At 58.8% G+C, this 23600-nt stretch carries 19 protein-coding genes; 4 read left to right on the top strand and 15 right to left on the bottom strand.

Features of this window, described 5'->3' with window-relative positions; translation table 11 throughout:
• Positions 1-240: 240 nt before the first annotated feature.
• Positions 241-1443 (top strand): NnrS family protein, encoded by a 1203-nt coding sequence (locus HNR62_RS14190; RefSeq protein WP_204796737.1) that lies wholly within the window; start codon positions 241-243, stop codon positions 1441-1443.
• A gap of 80 nt (positions 1444-1523) precedes the next feature.
• Here the strand turns inward: HNR62_RS14190 and clpB are convergent, their stop codons facing one another.
• The 3 genes from clpB to rluD form a co-directional block, all read right to left on the bottom strand.
• Positions 1524-4097, bottom strand: coding sequence for an ATP-dependent chaperone ClpB (gene clpB / locus HNR62_RS14185; RefSeq protein WP_204796734.1), 2574 nt, complete (start codon positions 4095-4097; stop codon positions 1524-1526).
• Between the two features lie 109 nt (positions 4098-4206).
• Positions 4207-4944 carry a peptidoglycan editing factor PgeF gene (pgeF, locus tag HNR62_RS14180; protein ID WP_204796733.1) on the bottom strand — a complete coding sequence of 246 codons (738 nt, stop codon included), beginning with the start codon at positions 4942-4944 and terminating at the stop codon, positions 4207-4209.
• The gene (gene rluD / locus HNR62_RS14175; RefSeq protein WP_204796732.1) at positions 4935-5915 is read right to left on the bottom strand and encodes a 23S rRNA pseudouridine(1911/1915/1917) synthase RluD; all 981 of its coding nucleotides are present in this window, start codon (positions 5913-5915) and stop codon (positions 4935-4937) included. Before rluD ends, pgeF begins: the two co-directional genes overlap by 10 nt.
• A 113-nt stretch (positions 5916-6028) precedes the next feature.
• Here rluD and HNR62_RS14170 point away from each other — a divergent pair, with 113 nt between their 5' ends.
• Positions 6029-6775 (top strand): outer membrane protein assembly factor BamD, encoded by a 747-nt coding sequence (locus tag HNR62_RS14170; protein ID WP_204796731.1) that lies wholly within the window; start codon positions 6029-6031, stop codon positions 6773-6775.
• Positions 6776-7052: 277 nt separating this feature from the next.
• Positions 7053-9926: an autotransporter family protein gene (locus tag HNR62_RS14165; RefSeq protein ID WP_204796730.1), complete on the top strand. Its 2874-nt coding sequence runs from the start codon at positions 7053-7055 to the stop codon at positions 9924-9926.
• 76 nt (positions 9927-10002) lie between these two features.
• Here HNR62_RS14165 and HNR62_RS14160 read toward each other — a convergent pair whose 3' ends face one another.
• The 5 genes from HNR62_RS14160 to HNR62_RS14140 all read right to left on the bottom strand — a co-directional run bounded on the left by HNR62_RS14160 (position 10003) and on the right by HNR62_RS14140 (position 16769).
• Positions 10003-10698, bottom strand: a complete 696-nt coding sequence (locus HNR62_RS14160; protein ID WP_204796729.1) for an alpha/beta hydrolase — start codon at positions 10696-10698, stop codon at positions 10003-10005.
• Between the two features lie 122 nt (positions 10699-10820).
• Positions 10821-11009, bottom strand: coding sequence for a hypothetical protein (locus tag HNR62_RS14155; RefSeq protein WP_204796728.1), 189 nt, complete (start codon positions 11007-11009; stop codon positions 10821-10823).
• Positions 11010-11089: 80 nt separating this feature from the next.
• A complete protein-coding gene (gshA, locus tag HNR62_RS14150) occupies positions 11090-12673 on the bottom strand; it encodes a glutamate--cysteine ligase (RefSeq protein ID WP_204796727.1) in 1584 nt (527 codons plus the stop codon).
• A gap of 73 nt (positions 12674-12746) precedes the next feature.
• On the bottom strand, positions 12747-15554 hold the full coding sequence (locus HNR62_RS14145; protein ID WP_204796726.1) for a M16 family metallopeptidase: 2808 nt from the start codon (positions 15552-15554) through the stop codon (positions 12747-12749).
• Positions 15555-15836: 282 nt separating this feature from the next.
• On the bottom strand, positions 15837-16769 hold the full coding sequence (locus HNR62_RS14140) for an NADP-dependent oxidoreductase (protein ID WP_204796725.1): 933 nt from the start codon (positions 16767-16769) through the stop codon (positions 15837-15839).
• A gap of 165 nt (positions 16770-16934) precedes the next feature.
• On the opposite strand from HNR62_RS14140, the gene HNR62_RS14135 reads away from it, so the two are divergent.
• On the top strand, positions 16935-17102 hold the full coding sequence (locus HNR62_RS14135) for a hypothetical protein (protein WP_204796724.1): 168 nt from the start codon (positions 16935-16937) through the stop codon (positions 17100-17102).
• Positions 17103-17204: 102 nt separating this feature from the next.
• On the opposite strand, the gene HNR62_RS14130 is transcribed toward HNR62_RS14135, so the two are convergent.
• The 7 genes from HNR62_RS14130 to rnr all read right to left on the bottom strand — a co-directional run bounded on the left by HNR62_RS14130 (position 17205) and on the right by rnr (position 23469).
• Positions 17205-17942 (bottom strand): ferredoxin--NADP reductase, encoded by a 738-nt coding sequence (locus HNR62_RS14130; RefSeq protein WP_204796723.1) that lies wholly within the window; start codon positions 17940-17942, stop codon positions 17205-17207.
• Positions 17943-18036: 94 nt separating this feature from the next.
• Positions 18037-18486, bottom strand: coding sequence for a 50S ribosomal protein L9 (rplI, locus tag HNR62_RS14125; protein ID WP_204796722.1), 450 nt, complete (start codon positions 18484-18486; stop codon positions 18037-18039).
• A gap of 39 nt (positions 18487-18525) precedes the next feature.
• A complete protein-coding gene (gene rpsR / locus HNR62_RS14120) occupies positions 18526-18753 on the bottom strand; it encodes a 30S ribosomal protein S18 (RefSeq protein ID WP_204796721.1) in 228 nt (75 codons plus the stop codon).
• Between the two features lie 27 nt (positions 18754-18780).
• Positions 18781-19149 carry a 30S ribosomal protein S6 gene (gene rpsF / locus HNR62_RS14115; RefSeq protein ID WP_204796720.1) on the bottom strand — a complete coding sequence of 123 codons (369 nt, stop codon included), beginning with the start codon at positions 19147-19149 and terminating at the stop codon, positions 18781-18783.
• Between the two features lie 189 nt (positions 19150-19338).
• The gene (locus tag HNR62_RS14110) at positions 19339-20202 is read right to left on the bottom strand and encodes a DMT family transporter (protein WP_204796736.1); all 864 of its coding nucleotides are present in this window, start codon (positions 20200-20202) and stop codon (positions 19339-19341) included.
• A gap of 99 nt (positions 20203-20301) precedes the next feature.
• On the bottom strand, positions 20302-21039 hold the full coding sequence (gene rlmB / locus HNR62_RS14105) for a 23S rRNA (guanosine(2251)-2'-O)-methyltransferase RlmB (RefSeq protein ID WP_204796719.1): 738 nt from the start codon (positions 21037-21039) through the stop codon (positions 20302-20304).
• Between the two features lie 99 nt (positions 21040-21138).
• Positions 21139-23469, bottom strand: a complete 2331-nt coding sequence (rnr, locus tag HNR62_RS14100) for a ribonuclease R (protein WP_204796718.1) — start codon at positions 23467-23469, stop codon at positions 21139-21141.
• Positions 23470-23600 lie beyond the last annotated feature (131 nt).

The following is a 23600-nucleotide window of genomic DNA, read 5'->3' as shown; positions in this document are numbered from 1 at the left end:
AACCCTTGTGACCGTTGGCGTGTTGCCCCGTGTCAGTGGATGCGCATTATAGGGAGCCGCCGATTTTGCGCAAGGGCTTTTTTGATAAAAACAGGTCACAAACGAACAACCGTTCAAAACCCAACCAATGCGCTGTTTATTTAACCTAACCGCACCCTTAATCAGCCTAATTTAATCCTGATCCCGTTATTTTTATCGCAACAACTATAATGTGCATATTAAATACTTATAAAGGTAACCATCATGCAAATACTCGATGCCGAAAAAGAGAGCAGAATCTGGCCCTTGTTCCGGCTTGGTTTCCGGGTCTTCTTTCTGGGTGGCGCGCTTTTTACCTGCCTGGCCATGCTGTTGTGGTTGCTCAGCCTGTCGGGCATGGCGGTATTACCGGGAGTTCGCAACCCCATCTGGTGGCATGCCCATGAAATGTTGTTCGGCTTTGCCCTGGCCATCGTCGCCGGCTTCGTGCTCACCGCCATGCAGAACTGGACCGGTATTGCCGGGGTGCGCGGCTGGCCACTGGCATTGGTCGCGGGGCTCTGGCTACTCCCCCGCCTCTTGATGCCATTGCGAGGAGAGCTTAATCCACTGGTGATCACACTTGACTTGCTGTGGCTGCCCCTGGTGGCGGCCATGCTGGCTCGGCCCGTGCTGCAAGTGAAGCAATGGCGTAATCTGTTCTTCGTGCCTTTATTGGTCTTGTTCACCCTGCTCAACGCGCTCAGCTACTACGCCGCCTTCAGTGGTAACTGGTTGTTGTCCGAGCGCGTCTTTATGACGACTGTGCTGGCACTAACCGGTTTGATTGCCGTGATGGGGGGCCGGGTGATTCCCTTCTTTACCGCCAGCGCTACCGGCACCGATAAGCCAGTGCCGCTCCCCTGGCTGGAAAAACTGAGCCTGGGTTCACTCTGGCTGGGGGTACCTGGCTGGCTGCTGTTGCCGCGCACCGACGGCGTTAATAGCGCACTGGCTTTGCTCCTGCTGGTCGCCGCGCTTGCCAATCTGGTTCGCCTGGCTCGCTGGAACAACAAACTGGCACTGAATATCCCCCTGCTGTGGGTGCTGCATCTGGGCTATCTCTTTATCCCACTGGGGTTACTGGCCCTGGCGGCGGCGCTGCTGAACTGGGGGATCGGCGTCTCTCTGGCCAGTCACTGGCTGACCACCGGGGTCCTGGGCACCGTTATATTGGGCATGGTTGCCCGGGTCTCGCTCGGCCACTCCGGCCGGCCACTGAAAATTGGCCGTTCCGTCGTTATCGCCTTTGCCTTGTTGATTCTGGCGGCACTGTTGCGCAGCCTGTTGCCCATGCTGGCCCCCGGCATGACTCTTACGGCTTACCACATCAGCGCCCTGGCCTGGATGTCGGCCTTTGGCCTCTTCAGCTGGGTGTACTGGCCGATATTGACCCGACCGAGAATCGACGGCCGCCCTGGTTAACCGGTGAGGAGGGAGGCGAAAAGGGTGAGGTGTAAAACCCTCACCCTTCACTCCTTACACCTCACTCCTTACCGCTGGAATTACTGATTCAGTATCAGCCCGTCGGTGTCGGCATCCAGCTCCAGCGGTTTACCGGGAAGCACCCGCCCGGAGAGCATGGCCTGCGCCAGCGGATTTTCCACTTTCTGCTGTATCGCCCGCTTCAGCGGACGGGCGCCAAACAGCGGATCGAAGCCCGCATGGGCCAGCTTTTCCAGCAACCGCTCGGTAATGGTCACCTCGAAACCCTTGCCCTCGAGCCGCTCTACCAGGCTCTGCAGCTGAATACGGGCAATGGACTTGATCTGCTCTGCTGCCAGCGGGTGGAACACCACTATATCGTCGATACGGTTGATGAACTCGGGCCTGAACTGATGGCTCAGCACGCCCAGCAGCATTTCCTTCATTTCATCATAATCCTTGTCGGTACTGTGCTCCTGGATCAGATCCGAACCGATATTCGAGGTCATGATCACCACCGTATTGCGGAAATCCACGGTGCGCCCCTGACCGTCGGTCAGGCGACCGTCATCCAGCACCTGCAGCAGTATGTTGAATACGTCCGGGTGCGCCTTTTCCACTTCATCCAGCAGGATCACCGAATAGGGTTTGCGTCGTACCGCCTCGGTCAGGTAACCGCCCTCTTCATAGCCTACATAACCCGGGGGTGCGCCCACCAGGCGGGAGACCGAGTGTTTCTCCATAAACTCCGACATATCGATGCGCACCATGGCATCACGACTGTCGAACAGAAAATCGGCCAGCGCCTTGCACAGCTCGGTTTTACCCACACCGGTCGGACCCATGAACAGGAAAGAGCCCACCGGCCGGTTGGGATCGGACAGACCGGCTCGGCTGCGGCGAATAGCGTTGGACACCGCCTCGACCGCCTCGTTCTGGCCTATCACCTGCTCGTGCAGGCTGTCTTCCATGCGCAGCAGCTTGTCTTTTTCCCCTTCCAGCATCTTGGCGACGGGAATACCGGTCCAGCGCGACAGCACATCGGCAATCTCTTCATCGGTCACCCGGTTTTTCAGCAGATGCTGTTCCTGCATGTCGGCCTGTGCCGCCAGATCCAGCTGTTTTTCCAGCTCGGGAATGCGACCGTACTGCAGCTCGGACATACGCCCCAGATCGCCGGCCCGTCGCGCCACGTCCAGATCCCGGCGCACCTGCTCCAGCTCGGCCTTGATATGCTGGGTTCCGGCCATGGCGGCTTTTTCCGAGATCCAGACTTCTTCCAGCTCGGCGTACTCAGCCTCTTTCTCGGTCAGTTCATCACGAATCAGCTGCAGCCGCTTGCGGCTGCCCTCGTCGTCTTCTTTCAACAGTGCCTGCTCTTCCAGCTTGAGCTGAATGATACGCCGCTCCAGTTTGTCCAACGGCTCCGGCTTGGAGTCGATCTGCAACCGAATGCTGGACGCCGCCTCATCGATCAGATCGATGGCCTTGTCCGGCAACTGGCGGTCGGCAATATAACGATGCGACAACACCGCCGCCGCCACTATGGCCGGATCGGTGATCTGCACATGGTGATGCAGCTCGTAGCGTTCTTTGAGGCCACGCAGAATGGCGATGGTGTCCTCCACCGTCGGCTCGTTGATCAATACCTTCTGAAAACGACGTTCGAGGGCGGCATCTTTTTCCACGTACTGACGATATTCATCGAGGGTGGTGGCGCCCACGCAGTGCAGCTCGCCCCGCGCCAGCGCGGGCTTGAGCATGTTGCCCGCATCCATGGCGCCGTCGGCCTTGCCGGCACCGACCATGGTGTGCAGCTCGTCGATAAAGAGGATCACCTGCCCCTCTTCCTTGGCCAGCTCGTTAAGCAACGCCTTGAGTCGTTCTTCGAATTCGCCGCGATACTTGGCACCGGCAATAAGCGCCCCCATGTCGAGTGACAACACCCGCTTGCTCTTGAGCCCTTCCGGTACCTCGCCGTTGATGATCCGCTGCGCCAGGCCTTCGGCGATGGCGGTTTTACCGACACCGGGTTCGCCAATCAGCACCGGATTGTTCTTGGTGCGCCGTTGCAGCACCTGAATGGTACGGCGAATTTCATCGTCCCGGCCGATCACCGGATCCAGCTTGCCCTGCTCGGCCCGCTCGGTCAGATCTATGGTGTATTTTTCCAGCGCCTGACGGTTTTCCTCGGCGTTGGGGTCGTCCACCTTCTGGCCGCCGCGTACCTGCTCTATGGCCCTGGTCATCTTGTCTTTGGTCAGGCCCAGCCGTTTGAGCGCCTCGCCCAGCTCGCCCTTGTCGTCCAGCGCCGCCAGCAAAAACAGCTCGGAGGAGATATAGGCATCCTTGCGCTGCTGCGCCAGCTTGTCGCACTGGTTGAGCAAGCGCGCCAGCACCGGCGACACCTGCACATCCATGTCGCCCCCGCTGACCTTGGGCAGCCGATCCAGTGATTTATCCAGCTCCAGCCGCAGCGCATTGCTGTCGACACCGGCGATGGTCAGCAAGGGACGCAGGGTGCCACCTTCCTGATTGAGCATGGCCACCAGCAGGTGAGCCGGTTCTATATAGGCATGATCACGCCCCAACGCCATCGACTGGGCATCTTGCAGGGCGAGCTGAAATTTACTGGTAAGACGATCTGAACGCATCAGGACTCTCCTCGAATACCCCCGCCACCGGGCGGGAACACAAGATTGATTACTGATACTAAAGATGGGGTTTTATGGTTGGATTTCAACCAGGCAGCGCATGTTTTGGCTAATCCAGCCAGATCAGAGTCGCCATGCGGCCGGTTTCCTTATCGCGTCGATAAGAGAAAAACTGCTGTGCGTCGGTATAGGTGCAGTGTTCACCGCCATAGATGTGCGTAACCCCCGCCGCCGCCAGCCGCAACCGGGCCAGGTGATAGAGGTTGGCCAGCCACTTGTCGTCATTCTTGTCGCCATGAGCCACGAAGGCATCCGCCGCCAGGGGAGAATGACCGACAAAGGCGTCTCTCACCTCACTGCCCACCTCGAAGGCCGTCGGGCCGATAGCCGGCCCCATCCAGGCCAGTACCTCGGTCGGATCCACCGCCATGGCCTGCAGGGTCGCTTCCAGCACGCCGGACGCCAGTCCGCGCCAGCCCGCGTGCGCCGCCGCCACCACGGTACCGGCCTGGTCGCAGAACAGCACCGGCAGGCAGTCGGCGGTCATCACGGTACACACCTGACCCGGAGTACGGCTTACCACCGCATCGGCGGTGAGCTTGTTGGTGTTATCGGGCAGGGTCAGTACCCGGGTGCCGTGCACCTGTTCCAGCCACACCGGCTCGTTCGGCAGGTTGAGACAGGCAGCCAGCCGCTCCCGGTTGGCCTGCACCCATCGGGGCTGGTCACCCACATGGGCGCCCAGGTTCAGGCTGTTGAACGGGGCCGGGCTAACCCCACCCGTTCGAGTGCTTTGAGCGGCACACACCCTGGCCGGCGCCGGCCAGTCGGGCAGGATCAGATCCATACCAGATCGTCCGGATGATCCTTGGTGTCGGCGCGCAACACCTCGATCAAGGCCACAAAGTCATCGGGAATGGGCGCATGCCATTCCATCATTTCACCGCTGATCGGGTGCTCCAGCCGCAGCATGACCGCATGCAGGGCCTGCCGCTTGAAGTTGCGCAAAAACGCCAGCAACTCGGGATTGGCGCTGCGCGGTGGCTTGAGGCGACCGCCGTAGACGGGATCCCCCACCAGCGGGTGCTTGAGGTGCGCCATGTGTACCCGGATCTGGTGGGTCCGGCCACTCTCCAGCCGCAGGCGCAGCCGGGTATGGGCACGAAATTTTTCCATCACTCTGTAGTGGGTGACCGCCGGCTTGCCGGACGGCACTACCGCCATCTGAATGCGCTGGGTGGGGTGACGACCGATATTGGCCTCCACTGTGCCGCCGGCCGTCATGTGACCGATGGCAACCGCCTCATATTCACGGGTGATTTCCCGTCCCTGCAGCGCGGTGACCAGATGCGTTTGCGCCGGTATCGTCTTGGCGACCACCATGAGGCCGGTCGTGTCTTTGTCGAGCCGATGCACTATGCCGGCACGAGGTACTTCGGCGATGCTCGGGCAATAGTGCAGCAGGGCATTGAGCAGGGTGCCGCCCGGTGTGCCCGCGCCCGGATGGACCACCAGGCCGGCCGGCTTGTTGATCACCATGATGTCATCATCTTCGTAGACGATGTTCAGCTCTATGTCTTCGGGCTCGAAGCGCACATCGTCTTCCAGCTCGGCGTGAATCACCACCTGTTGTCCCGACAGGACTTTTTCCCGTGGCTTGTTGGCTACCTGACCATCCAGCCGCACCTGATCCTGCTGAATCCAGGTTTTGATGCGGGTACGGGAATAATCGGGGAACATGTCTGCCAACGTCTGATCCAAACGCTGACCGTATTGATGATCGGCAACAACGCCGTTTAGTTCGATTTGCTGGCTCATAGAGACCACTGGTTACCAAATGATGTTTAATTGGGTATTCTAGCGGTTCTTGACGCTGAGCTTAATCAGTTTCCGCTTACTTGGTTCCCGAATCGCAAAAATGGACTCTTTACATGGCTAAACAACGAAGCGTATGGCTCACTTTGACTCTCGCCCTGGCGCTGACCGCCACCGGCTGTGCCAGCACCCAGAAAGACCTGGTGCCGGACGAGCCACCCGAAGTGCTCTATCAGGATGCACAGGAACGCTTGCAGGCCGGCAACTTTATCCGTGCCGCCGAGTTGCTGGAAGCCATGGATTCCCGTTATCCGTTTGGTGCCTACTCCAATCAGGTACAGCTTGACCTTATCTATGCCTACTACAAGCAGGATGACACCGCCCGGGCCCTGGCCAACATAGATCGCTTCATTCGCCTGAACCCCAACCACCCCAGCGTCGATTACGCCCAGTACATGCGGGGCCTGACCAACATGGCCACCGACCACAACTTTTTTCAGGAGCTGCTCAACATCGACCGGGCCGACCGGGATCCGGCCTATGCCCGCCAGGCCTTTGCCGATTTCCGTCAGCTGCTGCGCCAGTACCCGAACAGCGTGTACGCCGCCGATGCCCGGGCCCGTATGATTGCCCTGAAAAACCGGCTGGCCAAGTACGACCTGTCCGTGGCCCGGTTCTACATGAAGCGGGGCGCCTGGCTGGCCGCCGCCAACCGCGCCAAGTTCGTGGTGCAGTCCTATCCGGACACCGACACCCTGCAACCGGCACTGCAGATCATGACCCAGGCCTACAGCACTCTGGGGCTGACCGACATGGCCAACAACGCCAAGGCCGTATTGAAAGCCAACTTCCCCGCCGGTTAACCACCAGCCAGCCGCACAAAAAAGCCCGCGTATGCGGGCTTTTTTGTGTCTCGGTTTCGTTATTTTAGTGCCTTTCTCTCCGGTGGCATTTTCACGCTGCGTCAACTCTCGCCAGTTCAGGATACAAAATGCATTGCACTCCTATCAAAATGATTGCACCCACTCGAGCCTTGAGACTAAAATGGCTCCGCCTGAGCCACAGCGCTATCGCCATCAACAGGCAAACGAAGAACATCGATAAGCATCGAATAAAAATCAATAACAGGGATATAATTCAATGACGTTTAAAAAATCACAACTGGCCATGGCCGTCGCCGTGGCTATCAGCTTTTCAGCACAGGCGCAAATAAACAACAGTGGCTCCATCTACATTGATGGCAGTGTAAGTGTTGGCAGTGCCAATGCTGCCACTGAAGCCCGGAACTTTGTTGAGGAAGAATCCCCCATCAGTAAAGTCTTTGAAAAAGCCCCTTCCGGCACTTCTTCCGTTTATTTGGGTGATGGTGAGTCCCTGCTAGAAATCCGTGATGGCGAGCTGAATGCACTGGACATGGATCTGCAGAATATTGATCCCAACAAGGAAGAGTTTCTCAGCACCGGCAGTGAGAGCACCTTTGTTATTGATAACGTTACTTCTGCACAAACCTTGATCGAAACCAATGGTGCTCATATTGAGCATAACGGCAGCGCTGCTGCCATTGCCATCAGCAACAGCAACCTGACCGGCATAGATTTTGATATTGCTGAAGGTGATGAACCCATTCCGGAAAATCTGGTGAGTCATAAAGAGCTGATCACCAACAACGGTGGTGAAATTGTTGCCATGGGTCTTGGCAATGCGATCGATATCAGCAACAACAGCACTATCAATGGCCTCATTATCAACGAAGACTGGGGCAACGAAGCAGAAAACACCATGAAAGGTGGTTTCATTGTCGCTACCAAAGGCGCTGGTATCAGCCTGACCGACAGCATCCTGAACGGTGGTATTCAAAACGTGTCACGCCAGGATGCGGCCAAAATTGTCGGTGGCCGGGCCGCCATAGAACTGAACAACAGCACCCTTGATGGCTACATCGTCAACGAACATTCGGGGGAAAATCAGCCAATAGGCTCACAACCCATCATTCTTGGCAAGGATGTCGCTATTGCCTTCAACAACAGTCGGGTCAACGGTGGCATCAAGAACGAAGGTATCATCGTTGCCGAAGGCATAGTCTGGTATGACGAAACCACCGGTAACAACACCGATGAGCAGTTTGACACACTACTCGACAGCAAACTAAACGGCGTCACCCCATTCGATGCCCAAGGCAACGCCGCCATTCAGCTGAAAGACGGTACCGTATTTAATGGCAATATTGACAACAGCGGTATTATTGCTGGTGGTCATTACGGTATCAATATCGCAGACGATGTGACCGGCAATATCACCATCAACCAGCTGGCCGGTGAACTGAACGGCACCACTGCCCTGCGCATGAACAAAATTACTCGTACCAACTACACTGGCGGTAAAATCAACGGCAATGTAGAAAACCATGGCGGTACCTTCTATGTGGAAGGAAACCAGTCCATCGCCGGCGATTATATGCAGACTGAAGGTTCCACCCTGGCCATGGGCCTGCATAAAGAAACCAGCCTGTCCGCCAACAATATCGACCTGGCCGAAGGCAGCAAGGTGCTGATCGATCTGAGCAAGGGCGATCTCTATGTGCAGAATGGTGACAGAGTTGAACTTTTGAAAGGCAAAGTCAGCGATACAGGTGTCAACTATTCAGTTAAATCAGGCTTAGTTACTGTCGCCAGTACTGAACGTAATGACGCCGGCAACCTAGTGCTGGTTTTCGACCGTACTTCTTATGAAGACGCTATTGAAGATAGTATTAGTGGAAACACAGGTAGCAATACCGAGGGCGATACCGAGGCCAATACCGGTGGCAATACCGAGGCCAATAACGGTGGCAATACCGAGGCCAATAACGGTGGCAATACCGAGGCCAATAACGGTGGCAATACCGAGGCCAATACCGAGGTCAATACCGAGGTCAATACCGGTAGCTCTATAGTCGTAAGTGACTTAAGCAATGAGCAAATAAAGAATATTAGAATTATAGGTAAAGCTTTTGATGAGCTTCGTAAACTACCAAATAGCTCACCAGCAGTAGAAAAAATACTAAAGCTGGTCGATGAAATGGAAAGTCGTGAAGGTATTCTCGCAGCCGCAGCTCAGCTGCTGCCTGACGTTTCCGGTGCCAGCGTGGCCGGTGCCATGAACGCCAGCAGCCAGTCCGGCGCTCAGATATCGGTGCGGGCTCGTGGTTTGGCCTCAGGCGATGCCTTCGCCAACAGCGGCCTCTGGATTCAGGCGTTGGCTTCAGACGGCGAGCAGGACAACCGTCACGGTGACGGCTACAAGACAGACAGCCATGGCTTCGTGCTGGGTGCCGACACCGAGCTGAACAGCGGCCTGGTACTGGGTGCCGCCTACAGCTTCATCAACTCCGAGAGTGATACCGCCAACAGCAGCATCGACTCCGACTACCATATGGCCACCGCCTACGCGGCTCAGTCTCTGGGACAGGTACTGATCGATGGTCAGGCTTACTACGCCTGGGGTGACAACGATAGCCAGCGTAATATCGGTGCTCGCGCCAATTACGACAGCAATCTCGTTGGTGCCCGCGTAGGTGCCGGCTATCAGTTCGAACTGGGCCAGGCCACCCGCTTCGTACCCAGCCTGTCGCTGGAAGCGTCCCGCCTGTCGGTAGACGGCTATACCGAAACCGGTTCACCTGCCGCGCTCAGCATCGGCAAGCAGGACTTCAACCGTCTGGAACTGGGTCTGAGCACAGAGCTGAGCAAGGACTATCAGATTAACAGCATGATGGTTACTCCCAGTCTGACGCTGGGCGCCTTCCACGACTTTGAAGCCGAGGCTCAGGCCAGCACAGTCGCCTTCGCGGCTGCACCGGCCGAGACCTTTACCGTTACCGGCCGCGACCCCGAGAAAAACCGTTATGTGGCAGGCGTGGGTCTGGACATCATGAGCGGTGAAAACTTGACCGTCAGCGCCGAATACAACTACAACTGGAACGGTGACGGCTTCGATGCCAACGCCGGTGCCCTGAAGTTCCGCTGGGACTTCTAAGCGCCAGCATAACCGGTAATATCCGGAGCAAACAAAAGGCGAACCCTCGGGTTCGCCTTTTTTATGTGTCGCCGTTTTATGTGCCGCAGCGCCGCTGCAGCTCGGCAAAAACCGACCAGTCTAGGCGCCAGGGGCCATGATGCCGGGCAGACTTTACTTCCTCTATCCGCACGCACTCACTTTGCCCGGCAACCTCCTTTAGCTGCCGCCGAGTCAGCTCGGGCGGCACCACCACATCTTGACTGCCGGTGTAATGCAGCTGAGGCAGGCCGGACAGTTTCTGTAAAATAGCGCTGTTGTGGCCGTAGGCTTCATCCGCCAGCCGATGAAAACGGGTGAAGCTATCCGTATCCAGATTACCGGCCACCGTCACCAATCCCTTCACATCCGGCAGCCGTTCGGCCAGTTGCACGGCAATATTGGCGCCGCCGGAAAAGCCGATGAGGATGATATCGCGCCCCTCCCCTACCAGCTGGTGCAGCGCTACTGCCATATCATCTATTTCGGCAAAACGGCGTGTGGTCCAGACGCTGAAGTGACAACCTCTTGCCGCCGCGTTCACATACTGACAGGGCCGGCCCAGATACAACACGGAAGCATGCGGATCTGTTGCCGCCAGCCTGAGCGCTACCGGATCCTGAGGCGTCGGGTCGGATGAAGGTCTCCCACTGCTACGCCAGGCATGACCATCCCCTTCCAGATACAGATGCACCGGCTGGCCTGGCGACAACCGCCCCCATGCCGCAATCGGCAAACGAGCATCCACACTCATGGCGGTCAGGCCGCCTTGCCTGGCAAGCTGCTCGGCGTGTAAACGCCGTTCACTTCCCGATTGAGCAGTGCAAGCCGTCAGCAGGGCTACAACCAAGCAGGCTCCGACTTTGACGGTGGCTTTCATATCGATTCCAGATAGCGCAGCGAGCGGATGCCGAACCAGCACAAGGGCTCGCCGTCGATCAAGACCGCATCCGGCACTGCCACTCTGTCGGCCGGATGCACACAATATCGGGTGCGTCCCACTACATTAACACCGCACTCGATCAGGGTTTCGGTCCATGACGGCACCATGAACACCACTCTCATCAACCCGCTTCCTTGTTGTTAAAAATAATAAAGGGGAGACGTAAAGAACACGCCTCCCCCCTCATTGATCTCAGGACGGCTTACTGGCCGAAGTAGTTCTGCAGAAATTCGTCGAAGCCGATGGTGTCGGATCTTTCTATCTTGCGCTGACGCATCTCGGAGCGGGCACCTTCTTCATCGAAGTAGCTGTCTTCCCAGTAGCGCGGGCGGCTTTGCTGCAGTTGCTGATGGTGGCGCTTCGACAGCCCTAAGCCGAAGGGCAATATGTCCTGACCGCTGGCTTGCAGTTCGTCGAGTACCCGGGCCGACAGGGTCAGGCTCGGATCCTGAATCGCCGCCAGCTGTTGTGCATGGGCCTGGCCGTAGCAGCCTCGGCCACAGCAGGCATCCAGCAACGCCGCTACCTCTTTCAGCTCGCCGAAATAACGTTCGCCCAGGGCCTTGAGCGTCAGGGCCTCGCCGCCGAACACTTCCAGTTCCAGGCCGGGCTTGCGCCCTTCCAGCACCACCTTGTTGAAGTTGCGTCGGTTCAGCGCTATCTCGTCTTCCGCCAGCGGGGCCGACGGGGTCAGCAGACACCAGAGCAGGAAGGTATCGAGGAAGCGAATTTGCCCCTCATCTATGCCTACCGCCGTGAAGGGGTTCACATCGACCGAGCGCACTTCGATATATTCGATGCCGCGGGTGGCCAGGGCTTCCGACGGCTTTTCGCCGCTTTCGGCGGTGCGCTTGGGCCGGATCGGCGCATACAACTCGTTTTCGATCTGCAGCACATTGTCGTTGAGCTGGCGGTACTCTCCATCCACCTTGACGCCGATTTTCGCAAACTCGGCCGCATGGGTGCCGATGGCCCGACGCAGCGAGGACACGTATTCGTCCAGGCTGTTGAGGGAAATATTCAGATCGGCCTGGGCGTTGTTGGTATAGCCCAGATCCGACAAGCGCAACGAAGTGGCATAGGGCAGATAGAGGGTCCCCTTGCCGAGCCGCTCGAACGGCAGCTGATGATCGCGCCCGTCGAGGAAAGATCCGCACAGCGCCGGAGAGGCACCGAACAGATAGGGGATCAGCCAGCCGAAACGATAAAAATTGCGGATCAGCCCCAGGTACTTGTCGGAGACAAAGTCCTGCAGAAACTCGTTGTTGCCTTCCAACTTGTGCCATTCACTCCAGAAGCTGTCGGGCATGGAAAAATTGAAATGCACCCCGGAGATCACCTGCATCCGACTGCCGTAACGATGATGCAGCCCCTGCCGATAGAGGGTTTTCATCCGCCCGACGTTGGAGCTGCCGTACCGGGCCAGCGGAATATGATCGTCGCCCTTGAGCAGACAGGGCATGCTCAGCGGCCACAACTGCTCTTCACCCAGATGGCGCATGGTATAGCCGTGAATATCGCCCAGCTGCGCCAGCAGTATCTCTACCGAGTCCGACACCGGGGTGATGAACTCCATCAGAGACTCGGAAAAGTCGGTGGTGATGTTGGCGTGGGTCAGGGCCGAGCCCAGTACCTTGGGGTGGCCGGTCTGGGCCAGCAGCCCGTCCGGTGTGATACGCAGGCTTTCGCGCTCTATGCCACGACGAATGCCCTTGATGGCGGGCAGGCGGGTCGGAGCTTGCCAGGCCTGGAGTCGTTCGGCCAGTGTAGATGTTGTCTTGGTCATTATCGGTTACTCTGTGGCGCGGGATAACCGCTCGCCAGGGGCGAGCGGTTATCCCGCGAGAGGTCTGGCCTCGTTACTCAATGGTAAAGTCGTGTACCGGAAGATGGAGCTGCGCCAGCGATTTTTCAAGCTTTTGTTTGTCGCCGACCACCACCACCACCATGTCGTTGGGGTCCAGCCACTGCTCGGCAAGCTCGGTCAGCACCTTGCTGTCGATATCGGCCACTATCTGCTGCTGCTCGTCGAGGTAATCCGGCGACAGCTGCATCATCGCCAGCTGCAGCAGAAAGCCCGCCTTGTTGCCCAGCGTCTCGTAAGACAGGGCATCCTGCTGGGAATAGCTGCTGCGCAGATAGCTCAGCTCCTCCTGGCTCGGCCCCTGCTCCCGAAAACGGCTGAACTCCGCCAGAATGTTCTCGATGGCCGGCACGGTCGCATCACCACGGACATCGGTGGCCACCACGAACACCCCCGCATCCCGGTTGCCGGTAAAGTAGGAATTGGCCCCGTAGGTAAAGCCCTTGTCTTCACGCAGGTTCTGGTTGATACGGCTGTTGAAGTTGCCGCCCAGGTTGAAGTTCATCAGGTTGGCATGAAAGAAGGGGCCGGTGGCATCCAGCGGCAGGGCACGCCGACCGATGCGCAGCACCGACTGCACGGCGCCGGGTACATCCACTACATAAATGCCCGCCGCCGCCGGTTGCGGCAGCACACTCACCTCGGGCAGGGTCGGCGCCTCTCCCTGCCAGCGAGTCAAAAAGCCAAACGCTGCCCTGGCCTGAGCGGGATCCAGATCGCCGGCCACCAGCACGTGACCATTGGCCGGGTTGTAGTAACGTCGATAGTAATCGCGCACCTGCTGCAGCGTAATGGCGCTGATTTGCTCGGCCCGGCCCTCGTCCGGCAACCCCATGCGGGTATTGCCGTACATCAGCTGGCGAAACGCATGCTGGGCCAGCCAGGCGGGCCGGTGCCGGTTCTGGGCCATGGATTCCAGCAGCCGGGATTTGACCTGCTCGAAGTCCTGCTCACGCAGACCCGGATGAAACAGCAACTCTTCCACCAGGGCCAGGGTTTGCGGCAGCGTCTCGGTCATGCTGGTGATTTCAATCAGGTTGGTATAGAAACCGCTGCGCACGCTGATGCTGGCACCGAGCCGCTCCAGTGCTTCGCTGAAGGCCCCGGCCTTCAGCCGCTCCGAGCCCTGATTCATCATGGCCGCCGTCAGGGTCGCCAGCCCGGTGTCATCCGGGCTTTCGGCCCGCTGGCCGCCGGGTAGCGCCAGTATCACGGATACCGCCGGTATCTCGTCGTTGACCGTGCCCAGCAGCTGAATGTTGTCACCCAGGGTGTCTTGCCACAGCGGCGGCACCTTGATTTGCACCGGCTCCGCCGCCGGCGGCATCACACTTCGGTCGAAATTGTCTACGACCTTGCGATCCGGCAAGGACGCCGGTTCTGTATCGGCGGCCGGCAAGGTCCGCTCGGCCACCTCATGGTTGGGCTCGGCGGCCTGCCAGTCGTTTTTACCGGTCGGCACCACGCTCAGCGCCGCCACCGGTTTGTTCTGCAGATAACGGCGGTATACCGCCGTCACCTGCTCCGGCGTGGTCTCGGCCAGCTGACGCCAGGCGTTAATGGTGTAGAGGGGGTCATCTTTCAGCACCTGGCCCAGCGACAATTGCCGGGCCTTGCCCTTGGTGCTGTCGAGCCCGAGGATCAGCTCGGCACGCAGTTCGGTCACCGCTTTTTCAACGTCACCGCCGGCAATGCCGCGCTCGGCGACCTCGGCCACGATGCGGTCTATCTCCTGCTTGAGTGGCACCAGGGAGCCGTCTTTCGACGGGTTGCTGTAGGCCCAGACGCTCAGGGTACAGGCCAGCTCGGCGCAGTAATGGCTGGCCCCGGCGCTGACGGCCTGGCCGGTTTCCACCAGTTGCTGATACAGCAGCGAGCTTTTGCCCCCGCCCAGCACATTGGCCAGCACATCCAGCGCCGCCTCGTCCTGGTGGCCCAGGTAAACGGTGGGATAGGCCAAATACAGCATCGGCATGCGAATACGCGTGTCTACCAGGGTCTGGTAGCGACTCTGTTCCAGCTTGGCCGGCTGGGGCCTGGCCGAAGTGACCTCGGGGCCGGCGGGAATGGGGCCGAAGTACTTCTCCACCCAGGCCAGGGTCTGCTCGGTATCGAAGTCACCGGAAATCACCAGGGTGGCGTTATTGGGGCCGTACCAGCGTGTGAAAAACGCCTTGAGATGGCTGACGTCGACACGGTCCAGATCTTCCACATAGCCAATGGGCTGCCAGCTGTAGGGATGATCCCGCGGATAGAGCAGTTCACCCATGCGTTCCCCCACCAACCCATAGGGCTGATTGTCGATACGCTGGGCCCGTTCGTTCTTGACGGTATCACGTTGAATTTCGAATTTGTGCTGGCTCACCGCTTCCAGCAGAAACCCCATGCGATCCGCTTCCAGCCACAGCATCTTTTCCAGATGATTGGCGGGCACCGTCTCGAAGTAATTGGTTCTGTCCTGGTTGGTGGTACCGTTCATGGTGCCGCCGGCCTCGTTGACCAGGCGAAAGTGCTCCTGATCACCCACATGCTTGGAGCCCTGAAACATCATGTGCTCGAAGAAGTGGGCAAAGCCGGTCTGACCCGGCTCTTCCCGGGCCGAACCAACGTGGTAGGTCATTTCCACATGCACCAGCGGATCCGACTTGTCGGCATTCAGCAGCACCGTCAGGCCATTATCCAGCCGGTACATACGGTAGGGGATCACCAGGCCATCGTCGGCCTGCTCCACTTCCTGTACCAACACGGGGGCAGCCGGTGCCAGCAAGGGGCACAACAGCAACAACAGGGACCAATACTTCATGGGGTTTCCTTATAAATAATGCTGCATAACGGATGTGGTTCTGTCGTCATTCCTGCACGTCTTCTCTTGTCATTCCCGTACGTCTTCTCTGGTCATTCCCGTACGTCTTCTCTTGTCATTCCCGCGAAGGCGGGAATCCAGGATGGGTGGCGCAGAGCAGTCAGACTGCGGGTCGCCTGCAAAGGCAATGGACCCCCGCCTTCGCGAGGGTGACGATAAAGGCAAACTAGCCCCAAAATTCACATCAGTTATGGGATATTGCTTATCAATTCACTAGGCCGGTTATCCCTGCAGCAGTATCTTGCCGCGGGTATGACCGGTTTCAATCTGACGATGGGCCGCCGCGCCCTCGGCCAGCGGATACACCTGGCTCACTTCCACCCGCAGCCGTTGTTTGGCCAGTGCCTGAATCAACCACTCCAGATGCTGGGGGTCGTTGCGCTTGAGCATGCCGGTCACGGTCAGCCCCAGCGGCTCGGCGGCGGCCTTCACCTCATCGGCGGTAATGGTGGGCACTGTGACCACGCGGCCACCGGATTTAACATGAGACAGAAGTGCGCATCCGGAAGTTCCGCCCACCAGATCGAAGAACAGGTCTACCGGTGCCATGGCCGTCAAGGCGGCGTCATCGCGATAGTCGATCACCTCGTCGGCGCCCAGATCGTGCAAAAAGTCGTGATTGGCGGGCGAGCCCAGTGCCACCACGATCGCCCCCAGATCCTTGGCCAGCTGCACCGCCAGATGCCCCACCCCGCCGGCAGCGGCGGAAATCAGCACCCGTTCACCGGCCTTGAGGCCGCCATGCTCGGTCAACCCCTGCCAGGCGGTCAGCCCGGCCAGCGCCAGGCCGGCGGCCATGTCATCGCTGACCTCATCGGGCACCGGCAGCAGGCTGCTTGCCGGCACCACCAGCTTCTGGCTGTAGCCACCACCGCTCACCAGGCCAAACACCCGATCGCCGGCTTGATGAATGCTGACCTCTGAACCGACTTCCAGCACGGTACCCATGACTTCAAAACCCGGCGACCAGGGCAGTTTGTCCTTGATCGCCTGAGCGCCCCAGCCGAGACCGGCCCGGGTTTTGGCATCGATCGGATTCACTCCTGCATAGTGCATCTGCACCCGAATTTGATCGGCGGCCAGCGGTGGGCTGCTCGCCTCGACCAGTACCAGTTGACTCGCATCACCGAAGGCCTTGATCACCAATTGCTTCATGTCTCACTCCTTGTCCATTATTGATAAGCGATGACTCAGCCTGCAACATAGCACGGCTTCAGCTGACCCTGAATGATAATTGGCTCAATGGGGTTCTCATTGATACAGTTCACTGATGGCTGAATACCATATCACCCTGATTTCATTCACCGTAAGGCCTTTGCCATGACCCGATTGTTTTTGCTGCCACTGCTTCCGGCCCTGCTCTGGTACTTTTTCCTGCTCTACAACCAGATCCCCGTTAAACAGGGTGCCCGGGTGTTTTACTGGATTATCGGCCTGGGCTGGGGACTGGCCGCCTTTCTCAGCCTGATGATGATATTAACCCGTTAACCCCGTGAGGGGTGAGGCGTAAGGCGTGAGGGGCTATTACACATAAGCCCCAACCCTTTACCCCTCACCCCTTTCCCCCTCGCTCCTCACTCCTCACGGGTTTTACCAATAGTTTTCCATCAGGATCTGGCCGGGCTTGCGCCGCAGGTGTTTCTGCAGCCCCTTGTGTTTGAGTTCGGTCACGGTATCTCGCACCATTTGCGGATTACCGCACAGCAGTACCCGGCTGTGTTCCGGGGTTAGCCTCAGGCCCACCCTGTGCTCCAGGCTGCCATCGGCAATGGCGTGGGTAATGCGGCCCGGCTCGGTACCGGCTACCGTCTCCCGCGATACAAAGGGCACATAGTGAAAGCCGGGCCGGTCTTGCGTCAGCCCGGCGATTTGCTCCCGATAGCCCAGCTCTTCGCCCAGACGCACCCCGTGCACCAGCACGATATGGTCGAACTGCTGCCAGCAGCTGCCTTCCGCCAGCATGGATACAAACGGACCCACGCCGGTACCGGTGGCCATCAGCCACAAATCCCGGCCCGGCGGTACTTCATCCAGGGTCAGAAAGCCGGCCGCCGTACGCTGTACCAGCAGCTCATCCCCGACCTCGAGTCCGGCCAGATAAGGGGTGAGCTTGCCTTCGGGAATGGTCACCAGATAGAACTCGGCGTCCTGCCCCGGCGCATTGACGTAGGAATAGGCCCGGGCCACTTTTTTATCTTCGTCATGCCGGGCCAGCTTGGTGAACTGACCGGCCTTGAACGGCGCTACCTCGGCGTCCACCACCAGAGAAAACAGCGTATCCGACCATTGTTTGCGGGCCTTGACCCTGCCTGTGATCCAGTCTGCCATCCCGTGCTCTCCGTTAGGCTTTCTCCCACTGTAGCTTTATTGCAGGCAATAAAAAACCCGCGACAAGCGCGGGTTTTTTAACGAGCGGCCTGATTTAGGCAGCAACAACCTGGATTTTAACGGTTGCTTTAACGTCGGCGTGCAGCTGCACACCCACTTCAAACTCGCCTACATTACGCAGAACGCCGTCGTACAGGCGAACTTCGCTCTTGGCAACAGCAACACCGGCAGCGGTGATGGCGTCGGCCACGTCGCGGGCACCGATGGAGCCGAACAGCTTACCTTCGTCACCGGACTTGGATGCGATAACCACGTTTTCCAGACCAGACAGCTGATCGGCACGGGCTTGCGCAGCAGCCAGTTGCTCGGCCAGTTTGGCTTCCAGTTCGGCGCGGCGAGCTTCAAAAGTCGCTACGTTGTCTTTGGAGGCCAGAACGGCTTTGCCCTGGGGCAGCAGGTAGTTACGAGCATAACCGGATTTAACGGTTACCTGGTCGCCCAGGCCGCCCAGTTTGGCGATTTTATCAAGCAGAATAACTTGCATTACCTTTCCTCTATCTATATTGGCGAGTTAGGCCGCTGCTTACTTGTGCAGATCGGTGTAAGGCAGCAGGGCCAGGTAACGAGCGCGTTTGATCGCACGAGCCAGCTGGCGCTGAAACTTAGCGCTGGTGCCGGTGATGCGGCTCGGTACAATTTTACCGGACTCGGTAACATAGTTTTTCAGGGTTACGATGTCTTTGTAATCGATCTCGGTTACACCATCAGCGGTGAAACGGCAGAACTTACGACGACGGAAAAAACGTGCCATGATTCTATTCCTCAGCTAAAACGTGGATTACTCTGCAGCTTCTGCACGAGCGTCGTCACGACGGGGTTGACGCTCTTCTCTGACCTTGGCCATTTCAGAAGGCTCAGTGACCGCATGCTTGGTGCGCATAATCATGTTACGCAGCACGGCATCGTTGAAGCGGAAGTTAGTTTCCAGCTCATCGATAACAGTCTGGTCGGCTTCTACGTTCATCAGAACATAGTGGGCTTTGTGCAGCTTGTTGATCGGGTAAGCCAGCTGGCGACGGCCCCAGTCTTCCATGCGGTGAACTTGACCGCCAGAAGTGGTGATGGCGCCGGTGTAGCGCTCGATCATACCGGGAACCTGTTCACTCTGGTCAGGGTGAACCATAAATACGATTTCGTAATGACGCATGGATTGCTCCTTACGGGTTATAGCCTCTGCGTGGGCTCAGTCACACCATCGGAGGCAAGGAACTTGTAGCTAAAAACGACTGATTTTAAGGTCGCGTAGTGTAAGGGATAACCAATCGGGCGGCAAGAGAATATCTTTCGTGAGGAGTGACTTTACCCCTCACCCCTTACCCTTCACTCCTCACTGCGTTTACCGCAATCGCCGTTGCAGGCCGATGGCGACGATCACCACGGCGGCACCGAGGTAAACGTTGAGGTCCGGAAATTCCGCAAACAGCACCATGCCCATCAAGGTGACAAAGACAAGCCCAGAATATTCGCTGGCGGCAATCTTGCTGGCATCGGCCATGGCATAGGCCAGGATGCAGATACCCTGATAGATGATGCCGACCAGGCTGGCGCCAATCAGCAACAGCCACACCTCCGCCGCCACCGGCTGCCAGCCGGGCAAGGCCAGGGCAAAACTCACCGGTATGGCCAGCACCTGGGTCAGAAACAGCGTTGCCAGCACGGAGCGCCCCTGAGGCAGCCGACGCACCAGTACATTGCTGGCCGCCATGGAAAAGGCGGTCAGCAACGCCAGCCAGCCGGCCCAGTGCCACTCGGCCGGGTTCAACACGATCAGGATGCCGCCGAAGCCGAGCAGGCTGACCCCATAGGTGGCCAGCCGCACCTGCTCCTTGCTGATCAGCGCCGCCAGCGGCAGCGTCATCAGCGGCGAGGCATAAAACACCGCATTGGCGGTGGCCAGCGGCAGGTACATCAGGCTGATGAAGACACAGGCCGAGCCCATCAGCAGCAGATGGCCGCGCAGCAGATGGATCTTCCACTGACCCCAGCCCTTTTTCTCTCGCGGCAGTCGCCACCAGAACGGCAGCAGCAGCATGGCGGTCATCAGAAAGCGCAGCGCCACATACTGATAGGGGGTCGCCTCGGTCTGGCCCAGCAATTTGACCAGCACATCGCCGAAGGAGATCAGCAGGTTGCCCAGCACCAGCAGCAGTATTGCCAGCATCTGCCGGTCGGCCGTCAGACGGCCCACCATACTCTGCATATTCACGCCCTGCCCTTCATGCTCAACACCTCATCTCACCCGACCCCTGTTGGGATTCGCTTCGCTCATCGCCAACCTACGTCATCTGACACCTCACGCTTACTGCCCGCGCTGGCGCACCATTTCGAACAGGCAGACACCGGTGGCAACCGACACGTTCAGGCTGGATACGGATCCGGCCATGGGAATGCTGACCAGCTCGTCACAATGTTCACGGGTCAGGCGACGCATGCCCTTGCCTTCCGCGCCCATCACCAGCGCCAGGGCGCCGCTGAGCCTGGCCTGATAGAGGCTGTGATCCGCCTCACCGGCGGTGCCGACCACCCAGACGCCCTTGTCCTGCAACTGACGCAGGGTGCGCGACAGATTGGTCACCTGAAACAGCGGCACCACTTCGGCGGCGCCACAGGCTACCTTGCGCACCACGGGGCCCAGGCTGGCAGACTTGTCCTTGGGCACTATGACACCATGCACGCCGGCGGCATCGGCGGTACGCAGACAGGCCCCCAGATTGTGCGGGTCGGTCACCCCGTCCAGCACCAGCAGCAAGGGGCTGTCTTGGGTCGCGAGCAACTGGTCCAGATCCGTCTCGTTCAGCACCGGCTGGGCCTTGACCTTGGCCACTACACCCTGGTGCTGCCCGCCCTTGGCCTTGTTGTCCAGCGCCGCACGGCTGGCGGGCTGGGCCTTGACACCCACGGCCAGCAGGCGGGCCTGCAAGGCATTCAGGCGCTCGTCTTCACGGCCCTTGAGCAGCCACACTTCCAGCACCTGTTCCGGGTGGGTTTCCAGCAGGGCATCGAGGGCGTGAATGCCAAAAATCAGTTCATTGCTCATGGGTTATTCTCGAAAAATGGTGGTGATAAAATAGGGTAATAAAAACAGGAAGGGTCGGCATAAAGCCAACCCTCCTCGTTAACAAACCGACATCAGGCGTTAACGACGCTTTCTGCTGCCTTTGGGCTTGTTACCGCCCTGGCCTTCCGCCGGCTTGGCGTCGGGCTTGGCGCCGCTCTTCGGCTTGGCACGCTGGCGCGACTTCAGGTTCTTGGCGCCCTTGCCGGTTTTGGCACCGGCCGGCAGCGGTTCTTCCACGGTTTCGAAGTCGATCTTGCGATCGTCCAGATTTACCGCCATCACCTTGACCTTGATCTTGTCACCCAGACGATAACGGCGGCGGAAGTTCTCGCCGATCAGGGTCTGGCGCGCCGGATCAAACTGGTAGTAATCGTTCTGCAGGCTGGAAATGTGCACCAGACCGTCGATATGGATCTCGTCCAGCCGCACGAAGAAGCCGAAGCCGGTCACATTGGCGATGGTGCCACCAAATTCGCTGCCCACATGATCGAGCATGTATTCGCACTTGAGCCAGTCGGCCACGTCGCGGGTGGCGTCATCGGCACGACGCTCCGTGGTGGAGCAGTGATCGCCCATGGGGGCGACTTCATCATACTGGTAAGGCACGCCACCGGTTTTATGGCCGCCGTCGCCCTGCAGCTTGCTCAACTGGGCCTTGATGGCCCTGTGCAGCACCAGATCCGGATAACGACGAATCGGCGAGGTGAAGTGGGCATAAGACTTCAGCGCCAGACCGAAGTGGCCCATGTTGTCGGCCTGATAAATCGCCTGCTTCATGGAACGCAGCAGCATGGTCTGGATCAGCTCCGCATCGGGTCTGTCCTTGATCTGCTCGGCCAGCAGGGCGTAATCCGCCGGCTCCGGCTCCAGGCCGCCTTTCAGCTCCAGACCCAGCTCGGCGAGGAAACTGCGGAAACCGGTCAGCTTCTCTTCGCCCGGCTTGTCGTGCACCCGGAACAGGGCGTGAGCGTCCTGCTTTTCGATAAAGCGGGCGGCGGCCACGTTGGCCATGATCATGCATTCTTCGATGATCTTGTGGGCGTCGTTGCGCACCACCGGCACTATGCGCTCGATCTTGCGCTGGGGGTTGAACACGAAGCGGGTTTCCTCGCTTTCGAATTCTACCGCGCCACGCTGATGGCGCGCTTCCTTCATGGCCTGATACAGCTGGTTCAGGTTTTCCAGGTGCGGCACCAGCGGCGCATAACGCTCGCGCAGGGTTTCGTCTCCTTCGAGCATGGCCGCCACCTTGTTGTAGGTAAGACGGGCATGAGAGTTCATCACCGCTTCATAGAACTTGAAGCCGGACAGCTTGCCGGAGGCAGAAATGGTCATTTCCGCCACCATGCACAGCCGATCCACCTGCGGGTTGAGCGAGCAGAGGCCGTTGGACAGCACCTCGGGCAGCATGGGGATCACCTGCTCGGGGAAGTAGACCGAGTTACCGCGCAGATAGCCTTCGTTGTCCAGTGCCGTACCCGGGCGCACATAATAGGACACATCGGCGATGGCGACCCACAGCCGCCAGCCGCCGGAGCTCTTGGGCTGACAATAGACGGCGTCATCGAAGTCGCGGGCGTCTTCGCCGTCGATGGTCACCAGCGGTAAATCTCGCAGATCCTTGCGGCCCAGCTTGGCTTCTTCCGGCACCTGCTCGGTGAGCTTGGCAATCTCGTGCTTCACTTCTTCCGGCCACACATGGGGAATGCCGTGGGTGCGCAGGGCAATGTCGATTTCCATGCCCGGATCCATGGTTTCACCCAGCACCTCGATCACTTTACCCACACCGGTCATGCGCTTGGTGGGGCGCTGGCTGATGGCAATCACCACCACCTGGCCCATGCGAGCCCCCATGGTCTCGCCCTGGGGGATCAGAATGTCCTGGGCGATACGGCTGTCGTCCGGCACCACGTAGCTGACGCCGTTTTCCACGAAATAGCGGCCCACCACTTCCAGATCCCGGGATTCCAGCAAACGCACCACCCGCGCCTCGCGCCGGCCACGCGAGTCGAATCGCAGCGGCTGCACCAGGGCATGGTCGCCGTGCATCAGGGCGTCCATCTCCCGCTGAGAGAGGAAAAGGTCGTCGCCGCCATCTTCCGGGCGCAAGAAGCCGAAGCCTTCCCGGTGACCGATAACCCGGCCCTTGATCAGGTTCAGCTTGTCGGGCAGGGCGTAACACTTGTTACGGGTAAACACCAGCTGGCCGTCCCGCTCCATGGCGCGCAGACGGCGACGCAGGGCTTCGGCCTGCTCTTCGCCTTCCAGTGCCAGTTCGGCAAAGACGTCATCCCGGGAGACAGGACCCTGCTTGGTTTTAATGAGTTCGAGAATGAATTCCCGGCTGGGAATGGGGTTTTCGTATTTTTCGGCTTCCCGCTTCAGGAAGGGATCTTGTTGTTCTGACATAAAGTGGTCCATTTGAGCACTGTAATAAGGAAAGTATATCTACAGGATAAGAATAACGAGTGACAAAGCGCCCGGTTAAGCCAGTGCTGCTTGAACCGGGCGCCGTTGTCACGAGGGGAAGCCGTTGGTCA

It is taken from the genome of Oceanisphaera litoralis (genome assembly GCF_016907015.1).
Lineage (GTDB): Bacteria > Pseudomonadota > Gammaproteobacteria > Enterobacterales > Aeromonadaceae > Oceanimonas > Oceanimonas litoralis.
The sequence above is the reverse complement of the archived record's forward strand: the minus strand, read 5'-3'. Positions and strand labels throughout refer to the sequence as shown.

Excerpts from the sequence above, each read along its gene's own strand:
- rlmB (WP_204796719.1), bottom strand. The coding sequence starts at position 21,039 with ATGAGCAATGAACTGATTTTTGGCATTCACGCCCTCGATGCCCTGCTG.
- pgeF (WP_204796733.1), bottom strand. The coding sequence starts at position 4,944 with ATGGATCTGATCCTGCCCGACTGGCCGGCGCCGGCCAGGGTGTGTGCC.
- HNR62_RS14110 (WP_204796736.1), bottom strand. The coding sequence starts at position 20,202 with ATGCAGAGTATGGTGGGCCGTCTGACGGCCGACCGGCAGATGCTGGCA.
- HNR62_RS14170 (WP_204796731.1), top strand. The coding sequence starts at position 6,029 with ATGGCTAAACAACGAAGCGTATGGCTCACTTTGACTCTCGCCCTGGCG.
- HNR62_RS14135 (WP_204796724.1), top strand. The coding sequence starts at position 16,935 with ATGACCCGATTGTTTTTGCTGCCACTGCTTCCGGCCCTGCTCTGGTAC.
- rnr (WP_204796718.1), bottom strand. The coding sequence starts at position 23,469 with ATGTCAGAACAACAAGATCCCTTCCTGAAGCGGGAAGCCGAAAAATAC.
- clpB (WP_204796734.1), bottom strand. The coding sequence starts at position 4,097 with ATGCGTTCAGATCGTCTTACCAGTAAATTTCAGCTCGCCCTGCAAGAT.
- HNR62_RS14160 (WP_204796729.1), bottom strand. The coding sequence starts at position 10,698 with ATGAGTGTGGATGCTCGTTTGCCGATTGCGGCATGGGGGCGGTTGTCG.
- rluD (WP_204796732.1), bottom strand. The coding sequence starts at position 5,915 with ATGAGCCAGCAAATCGAACTAAACGGCGTTGTTGCCGATCATCAATAC.
- rpsF (WP_204796720.1), bottom strand. The coding sequence starts at position 19,149 with ATGCGTCATTACGAAATCGTATTTATGGTTCACCCTGACCAGAGTGAA.
- gshA (WP_204796727.1), bottom strand. The coding sequence starts at position 12,673 with ATGACCAAGACAACATCTACACTGGCCGAACGACTCCAGGCCTGGCAA.
- HNR62_RS14165 (WP_204796730.1), top strand. The coding sequence starts at position 7,053 with ATGACGTTTAAAAAATCACAACTGGCCATGGCCGTCGCCGTGGCTATC.
- HNR62_RS14140 (WP_204796725.1), bottom strand. The coding sequence starts at position 16,769 with ATGAAGCAATTGGTGATCAAGGCCTTCGGTGATGCGAGTCAACTGGTA.
- HNR62_RS14155 (WP_204796728.1), bottom strand. The coding sequence starts at position 11,009 with ATGAGAGTGGTGTTCATGGTGCCGTCATGGACCGAAACCCTGATCGAG.
- HNR62_RS14130 (WP_204796723.1), bottom strand. The coding sequence starts at position 17,942 with ATGGCAGACTGGATCACAGGCAGGGTCAAGGCCCGCAAACAATGGTCG.
- rplI (WP_204796722.1), bottom strand. The coding sequence starts at position 18,486 with ATGCAAGTTATTCTGCTTGATAAAATCGCCAAACTGGGCGGCCTGGGC.
- rpsR (WP_204796721.1), bottom strand. The coding sequence starts at position 18,753 with ATGGCACGTTTTTTCCGTCGTCGTAAGTTCTGCCGTTTCACCGCTGAT.
- HNR62_RS14145 (WP_204796726.1), bottom strand. The coding sequence starts at position 15,554 with ATGAAGTATTGGTCCCTGTTGTTGCTGTTGTGCCCCTTGCTGGCACCG.